Below are 319 nucleotides of genomic sequence, written 5' to 3'. Positions count from 1 at the left end.
CCGGTAGAAATGTAGGAGATCTGGTCGGCAACGCCATATTTATCGATAGCGGCCAGGGTATCTCCGCCACCGGCAATGGAGAAGGCCGAGCTTTCGGCGATGGCCTGGGCCAGGACCTTGGTGCCGTTGCCGAACTGGTCGAACTCGAACACCCCGACCGGACCGTTCCACAGGATGGTCTTCGAGGTCTTCAGCAGCTCGGCGAACTGCGCGGCGGTCTGCGGGCCGATGTCGAGGATCATGTCGTCGTCGGCGACCTCGGCGATGGCCTTGACGGTCGCCACGGCGCTCTCGGCGAATTCCTTGGCCACCACCACGT

General features: G+C 63.3%; 1 protein-coding gene. It reads right to left on the bottom strand.

What is annotated here, in order from left to right:
- On the bottom strand, window positions 1-319 hold a 319-nt coding region (gene pgk, locus AAEZ10_RS27240; RefSeq protein WP_350571787.1), incomplete at both ends, for a phosphoglycerate kinase.

This window comes from Pseudomonas sp. H26/SER47-MNA-CIBAN-0231, assembly GCF_040310465.1.
GTDB classification, from domain to species: Bacteria; Pseudomonadota; Gammaproteobacteria; order Pseudomonadales; family Pseudomonadaceae; genus Aquipseudomonas; species Aquipseudomonas atacamensis.
The sequence above is the reverse complement of the archived record's forward strand: the minus strand, read 5'-3'. Positions and strand labels throughout refer to the sequence as shown.